This is a genomic window from Bacillus sp. TL12 (assembly GCF_022625245.1).
GTDB lineage: Bacteria > Bacillota > Bacilli > Bacillales > Bacillaceae_G > Bacillus_A.
The window spans coordinates 22752-29884 of the sequence record NZ_JAJJBY010000043.1 but is presented as its reverse complement, the minus strand read 5'-3'; the positions used below and the strand labels follow the sequence as shown (position 1 = coordinate 29884).

At 37.8% G+C, this 7133-nt stretch carries 6 protein-coding genes; all 6 read right to left on the bottom strand.

Annotated features, from left to right (window positions below):
* Positions 1–20 precede the first annotated feature (20 nt).
* The 6 genes from LOK41_RS24525 to prfB all read right to left on the bottom strand — a co-directional run bounded on the left by LOK41_RS24525 (position 21) and on the right by prfB (position 6893).
* Entirely contained in the window at positions 21–1223 is a 1203-nt protein-coding gene (locus tag LOK41_RS24525) for a PDZ domain-containing protein (protein WP_241818695.1), read from the bottom strand.
* A 144-nt stretch (positions 1224–1367) separates the two neighbouring features.
* Positions 1368–2804 (bottom strand): S41 family peptidase, encoded by a 1437-nt coding sequence (locus LOK41_RS24520; RefSeq protein ID WP_481748836.1) that lies wholly within the window; start codon positions 2802–2804, stop codon positions 1368–1370.
* Positions 2805–2922: 118 nt separating this feature from the next.
* Complete coding sequence (gene ftsX / locus LOK41_RS24515; RefSeq protein WP_241818693.1) at positions 2923–3816, bottom strand: permease-like cell division protein FtsX; 894 nt, start codon at positions 3814–3816, stop codon at positions 2923–2925.
* Positions 3806–4492, bottom strand: a complete 687-nt coding sequence (ftsE, locus tag LOK41_RS24510; RefSeq protein ID WP_174101041.1) for a cell division ATP-binding protein FtsE — start codon at positions 4490–4492, stop codon at positions 3806–3808. The genes ftsX and ftsE overlap by 11 nt, the downstream gene beginning before the upstream one ends.
* Positions 4493–5013: 521 nt before the next feature.
* Positions 5014–5337 carry a cytochrome c551 gene (gene cccB, locus LOK41_RS24505; RefSeq protein ID WP_241818692.1) on the bottom strand — a complete coding sequence of 108 codons (324 nt, stop codon included), beginning with the start codon at positions 5335–5337 and terminating at the stop codon, positions 5014–5016.
* A 454-nt stretch (positions 5338–5791) separates the two neighbouring features.
* Positions 5792–6893, bottom strand: a protein-coding gene (prfB, locus tag LOK41_RS24500; RefSeq protein ID WP_174101043.1) for a peptide chain release factor 2 whose coding sequence is annotated in 2 segments (ribosomal slippage) — positions 5792–6820 and positions 6822–6893 — 1101 coding nt in all. Because the reading frame shifts where the segments join, the coding sequence is not laid out codon by codon here.
* Positions 6894–7133: the final 240 nt, after the last annotated feature.

The following is a 7133-nucleotide window of genomic DNA, read 5'->3' as shown; positions in this document are numbered from 1 at the left end:
ATGGATGAAGGTCTTTTCATTTACACTGCTTCCGTATCCCACTTATGATCTTGCTCTACAAACACGATACCTAATTCATGATGTCCACCCGCATATAATGCAGTTTGAGCAAGGCGAAGCTCACCATTTGTATCAAGCACTTCTAATTTACAAAATGCCCCTGTCGTCTTAAACTGAAGCGCATCATAAAACTCCTCTGCGTTTTTAGGAATTACACCGTTTACTTTCGCAATAACCTCTCCGGGCTTCAAATCTAATTCTGCACCGACTGTATTTGGAATAATACCTAATACAACTAATCCATCATCGCGCGCTGCAAAGTACGCTGGACGCGTTTCATCAGCGATCCGCTCTCGCATTGAAATAGTAAAACGACCAAGCATTGCAACTCCCATTGCAATAATCGCTAAAACAGACCACCAATAACTAACTACACCTAAAATAAGAACAAGAGTCGCTAATCCAAATATACGTCTTCCTGTAAACAATAACGCTTCCGTCGGTTCCTCACTTCTAATTGTTCGCATAAAGCCAATTACAAACGGAACTAGGAATAAGGAATATGTTTGCGAGCCAACCGAAACGACTGGCCACCACGAAACAAATTGTGTGACAGCATCTCCTGGCACAAGAATAAAAATTGGAACGAGCCATAAACGCTTTGATTCATGCAATCCAATATTCAAACCACGCTTGCCTTTACGCATTTTTGGCGTTGAATACCGCACTGCATTTTTCGAAATTAATAGTCCTTCTACAACTAGCATCAAGCCAAGTAAAATGGCAAGTGATGCAATCGTACTCTCTTCCCCTTCCCCAAACTGTAAGAGAGAGATTGGGAGCTTAGAAGACAATAAAGCTGCTACAATTGCCACACCAAATGTATAAGCAGCAGATAAATATCTATATCCAGCAGCTAGTCCAAATACAAGTGTCCAAATCAAAATGATCCATATACTTGCTTGCGACAGAACTAGCCCCGCCCCAACAGTTATGATCGATACAATGAATCCATATCCAACTCCTGCAAACAGAGATGTTCGTAGTTCAAACCAAACATCATATACTTTAAAAGAAAAATCTTTTCGTTCTCGTAATATACGTAAGTATCCAACAAAGATGCTACTTATCAAAAACACATAAACAGCAGGGTGTAAGAAAAAACGCCCAACCGCTCGCATTATCTCAAAAGACCACGCCTCCACGAACCGCTTCACCACCATTTATATCATTCTTTCTTTTTATCTTATCATAAAGTGAAACTTTAATCAGTGGGGTTTTCTTCAACATTCGCTTTCCTTGCTGTTATTACATTACAAATACATACATACAAAAAAATACAGGCAATAACATGCCTGTATTTTTTCTTACTTCGCCATTAATTTTAATGCAGCCTGTAATTGTAAATCATTTTCACCAGAGCGGATTTTTTCAATAATTTTATTTTGAAGAGCTTCAGCTGTCTTTTTATCAAGTTGGCCCGTTACTTCCATTTCATTTGCATTTTGGAAAGCTTTTAAAGCCGACTCAGTTTCTTTACTGAAGTATCCATCCTCACGCCCAGGAACATACCCTAAACTTTTCAACATTTCTTGTGCATGTTTTACTTGCACGTCATTCGCATTATAAGAAAGTGTTTTCTCAATTTGAATTGGTGTTGCATGATAATAATCTGGTTGCTTCACTTCTACCGTTGGGGCAATTCCTTTCTTATGAATCCAATTGCCATCTGGTGTAAGCCATTTAAACATTGTCAGTTTAATGTTACTGCCGTCTTTAAACGGAACAGCTTGCTGAACAGTGCCTTTTCCAAATGTTGTTTCACCAATTAAATCGTATCCTTCTCCTTCTTTTAATGCACCCGCTAAAATTTCAGAAGCAGATGCACTTCCTTTATCAATTAATACTGAAATCGGATATGGTTTTCTCTCTTTTAATTCAGTTGAAAATTTCTTTTTCTCACCATTTCGTTGTTCAACTTGCATCATTGGCTTTTTGTCTGTCATGATTAATCCTAAAATATCTTGCACACTATTTAAGTAACCCCCTGGATTACCACGTACGTCAATGATAAGACCTGTTATATCTTTCTTTTCAAGTTCTTTTAATTGATCTTTAAATTCTTTCGCTGTATTTTCAGAGAAAGATGTAATTTGAATATAACCTATATTTTTCCCCTTCTCTTCCTTTACAGAACTAAATACAGTAAAAATCGGAATCTTTTCACGTTTAATTTTAAATTCGAGTGGATCCGTCACACCAGGCCTTTTGATTTCAATGGCAACAGTCGTTCCTTTCTTACCACGAATCTTTAAGACTGCTTCTTCACGTGATAAATCTTTTACACTGCTTCCATCTACTGATAGAATTTGATCATTTGGTTTAATGCCTGCTTTTTCTGCCGGTGATCCTTTAATTGGAGAGACAATGATCAATTTCCCGTCCGTTTTGTTCACCTCAGCACCAATACCTTCGAGCTCCGGATCAAGTGATTGCTCAAATTGTTTCGCTGTTTCTTTATCCATATACGTGGAATAAGGGTCTTTCAGCGTAGACAACATTCCCTGTATCGCACCCTCCACAAGCTTGCCGTCCTTCACGTCTTCCACATAACGCGAATCAATCAATGCATACGCTTCATTAATTTTAGCTAAATCCCCTTGCTTCGTGCCAGTACTATCACTTGAAATTGTTTGCGTCATATAAGATGGATTGATTCCAAACATATACATACCTGCAAACATTCCGCCAGCACCAATTAAAAATGCAACAACCATTCCAATAATCGCAACTCTACGTTTCAATGCGGAATTCCCCTTTCCAAAACACACAGGTGGTGTAGCAAAAGGCATCACACATTGTGTGATGCCTTTACCTATTTCTACTATATGATAAGCTTGTACGAATTATGTTTGCAACTTTTTATACTTTTAAGAAGCGACGAATTGACATTACACTTCCCCACATACCGATTAATGCACCAATTAACACTAATAAACCGGAAAGTTGGAATACAAACGGACTATATGGAAGAAGTTCGAAAATCGTTCCTCCAAGCTTTTGGTTAAACATACTTTGAAGCGAATTATAAGTAGATAAAATCACGATAATCGGAAGAATTGAACCGAGTACCCCTAAGAATAAACCTTCTAGTAAGAACGGCCAACGGATAAACCAGTTTGTCGCACCTACAAGTTTCATAATTTCAATCTCTGTGCTTCGCGCATAAATTGTAATTTTGATTGTGTTAGAGATTAAGAACATTGCTGTGAATAATAGACCAGCAATTAACAGGATCCCAATATTACGGCCTGTGTTCACTGTATCAAATAATTTCTCAACTTGGCCTTTACCATATTGAACTGTACTTACAAACTGCATTTTTTCAATTTTTTTCGCAATTGTAGCTGTATCTGTTGGTTCTTTCGCTTTTACAATAAATACGTTTTTAAGTGGATTATCTTGCTCAAATAGCTCGAACGTTTTTCCGCTGTCACCTAAGCTTTTAATCAAACGTTTTAACTCTTCTTCTTTAGAAGAATATTTAACAGAATCTACTTTTGCAATTTTGCTAAGATCTTCATCCAATTTCTTTTGATCCTCTTCTTTCGCTGCTGGATCAATGTGTACACGAATCTCTACATCTTGCTCCACTTTCGTTGCGAAGTGGTTCATATTCATAATCGCTGTTAAAAAGACACCTACAAGTAATAATGTAACAGTTACTGCACTTACAGAAGCAAACGTCATCCATCCGTTACGTGATAGATTTTTTACACCTTCTCGTAAATGTCGACTAAGGGTTTTATTCTTCATATCCGTATCCTCCCTCAATCTCATCTCGAACAATTTTTCCGCCTTCAATCGCAATTACACGATGACGGATTGTATTTACGATATCTGCATTATGCGTCGCCATAACAATTGTTGTACCACGCTCATTAATACGTTTAAAGATATTCATAATATCAAGCGCTGTATCAATATCTAAGTTTCCTGTTGGCTCATCGGCAATTACAACTTTTGGCTTGTTTACAATTGCTCTTGCAATCGCCACACGCTGTTGTTCTCCACCAGAAAGCTCATTTGGAAGTGCATCTGCACGATCATCAAGACCTACAAGACCTAACACTTCAGTAACGCGTTCACGAATCGCATCAGGTTCTTCTTCAATTACTTCTAAAGCAAACGCTACATTCTCATATACTGTTAATTTAGGTAGCAATTTGAAATCTTGGAAAATTACGCCTAGCTGACGACGGAAATATGGTACATCTCGCTCTGCTAACGTTTCAATTACAAGTCCATTCACATTGATAGATCCTGTTGTTGATTTTTCTTCACGATACATCATCTTAATAAATGTAGATTTCCCGGCTCCACTCGGTCCAACTACGTATACAAATTCACCTTGCTTAATGTTAACTGTGAGCCCATCGATGGCTTTCATACCATTTGGATACTCCTTATAAACATTCGTCATTTTTATCATTATTTATCACCCAATACTTAATGATTTTTTTCGACATACTTTCTCTGTCTATCTGAACATGAAAGCAAAAGCTTCCACCCTTACTTACACTCTGTTGTACTGCAAATCTATAGATGTATTTCTGTTGTTTCAAAGAACAGTGAAAACATTTCCAGTCTATCACTGCTGCTTATGTACATGTTTCAGCAAAATTCTACAAACTACATTGTAACATCATTCGGTTTCCAATTCGGATACAATTTTGTTACAGTTATGTTACAGCATAAAAAGAAACACGAAAAAACAGCTATCTAGAGCCCTATTTTACCGATAATAAGTCCATATTTAATCATTTAACAATCTATAATGTTTTACAAATATTCTCTATTAAAATAGAAATCATCTTATTATGCTTTCTATAAAATAAGTATAAAAACCAATTAGAAGCGGAGGTGGCTTCACTTCTTCCCATGAGACAAACTGCACCTCTTCGTCTGAAGCTCCATCCTCCTCCTATTCTAAACGAGCCGCTTTCGCTTTTCTTATTTATGTTCTGCTAGCCATTCTGATACTTTTTTAGCATCCTCACCTTGAATAATTCCTGGAGACATCATGCCGCGGCCTTTTTCAATAATTTTTTCAATATCTGCCGCATCATACTTGCCGCCTACTGTTCGTAAATCCGGTCCAGTTGCACCTGATAAATCATTAGCATGGCAACCTGCACAGCTTTTTTTGTAAATCTGTTCGGCACTATCCGTACTCGCTGATTGATTAGAAGACTTACTTCCCTCTTTCTTCCCGCATGCTCCTACAGCAAAAACTAATGTTGTTCCTAATGCAATAGCCAACAATTTCTTTTTCACTTATATCGCTCCCCGTTATTGATGTCCTTCTCATTATGGATGCAGCTATACTTTTACACAGCTCTCACTAGCCATTATAATAATTATCCTCTTACAGAAAAACCAACCTATAGAGGATATTTTTTACAAAATGATGAGAAACCTACTGATACAAAGCTTCCAGCAATTGTTTCAATTCTGTGAACAGATACAAATTACCGCAAAGAACCTTTTTCTAAAAAACAGAATAAAGAAATCCTATATAGTTTCCTCATCAATTACAGCTCAGTTCTTTTATTTTCTTCTTTTTACAAAACAATATGCGACCTTGTATGATAAAACCAATCTCATCAAAAAGAGAAGTTGTCACCCAACTTCTCTTCCTCCTTCTTCTACCACTAGACTAGAGACAAAGTATACCTCTTTATACCTTCTATCTCCTCACCGATAGGCCAACAGTCCGTTGGCTTTTTTCTTAGGAAATACGAGAGCGTAAATAAGCATCAATAAATGGATCAATTTCTCCATCCATAACCGCTTGTACATTCCCAACTTCCGTATTTGTACGATGATCTTTCACTAGAGAGTATGGGTGGAATACGTAAGAACGAATTTGGCTACCCCAGCCAATTTCTTTTTGTTCACCACGGATTTCATCTAACTCAGCTTGTTGTTCTTCTAATTTCTTTTGATATAGTTTCGCCTTCAACATTTTCATTGCATGCTCACGGTTTTTAATCTGCGAACGTTCTGATTGGCACGTTACAACTGTATTCGTTGGCGTATGCGTGATACGAACCGCTGAATCCGTCGTATTAACGTGCTGTCCACCTGCACCACTCGCACGATACGTATCTATTTTTAAATCTTCTGTACGCACTTCAATTTCAACTTCATCATTGAATTCAGGTACAACTTCACAAGATACGAACGATGTATGACGGCGACCTGAAGAATCGAATGGTGAAATACGTACAAGACGATGCACACCTTTCTCAGCTTTCAAGTAGCCATAAGCGTTATGTCCTTTAATTAATAGCGTAACACTCTTAATTCCAGCTTCATCACCTGGTAGATAGTCAACTGTCTCTACTTTAAATCCACGCTTTTCAGCCCATCTTGTATACATACGTAATAACATAGAACCCCAGTCTTGTGACTCTGTTCCACCTGCACCTGGATGCAGTTCTAAAATAGCATTATTCTTATCATAAGGATCGCTTAATAATAACTGAAGCTCATACTCATTCATTTCTTGAATTAAAGATTTCACTTCAGATTCTAGCTCTTCATGTAAATCCTCATCGTATTCTTCTTTTAAAAGCTCATGTGTCACTTCTAAGTTTTCAAACGTTTCATCTAACTGGCGAAACTTTCCAACCATATCTTTCAGTGCATTCGCTTCATTAATTACAGCTTGCGCACCTTGTTGGTCATCCCAAAAACCAGCGCCCATCATTGTTTCTTCTAACTCTGCAATACGTTTTTCCTTTGCAGGGAGGTCAAAGAGACCCCCTAAAAGCCGCTAATCTCTTAGCCATCTTCTCTAATTCTTGCCTAATTTCCACTAGTTCCATGCTCTTCACCTCTATGTAATTGCTTTCGCTTTTGTATAAAACAAGGGAAACTCCCTCTGCTTGTTACAGAGAGAGTTTGTCCCTTTTTATTATATGGATATTCCTAAAGTTTTTCCATTTTGGAAGTGAAACTTTATTGGTTGCATAGCCGATTCCGCTTTTCTTTATTGTCCAGCTCCAGCAGCTAGAATGGTCAGTGGCTTCGCGCCTTCCTCCGAGGCAAACTACGCCTCTCTGTCA

Excerpts from the sequence above, each read along its gene's own strand:
- LOK41_RS24525 (WP_241818695.1), bottom strand. The coding sequence starts at position 1,223 with ATGGTGGTGAAGCGGTTCGTGGAGGCGTGGTCTTTTGAGATAATGCGA.
- ftsX (WP_241818693.1), bottom strand. The coding sequence starts at position 3,816 with ATGAAGAATAAAACCCTTAGTCGACATTTACGAGAAGGTGTAAAAAAT.
- ftsE (WP_174101041.1), bottom strand. The coding sequence starts at position 4,492 with ATGATAAAAATGACGAATGTTTATAAGGAGTATCCAAATGGTATGAAA.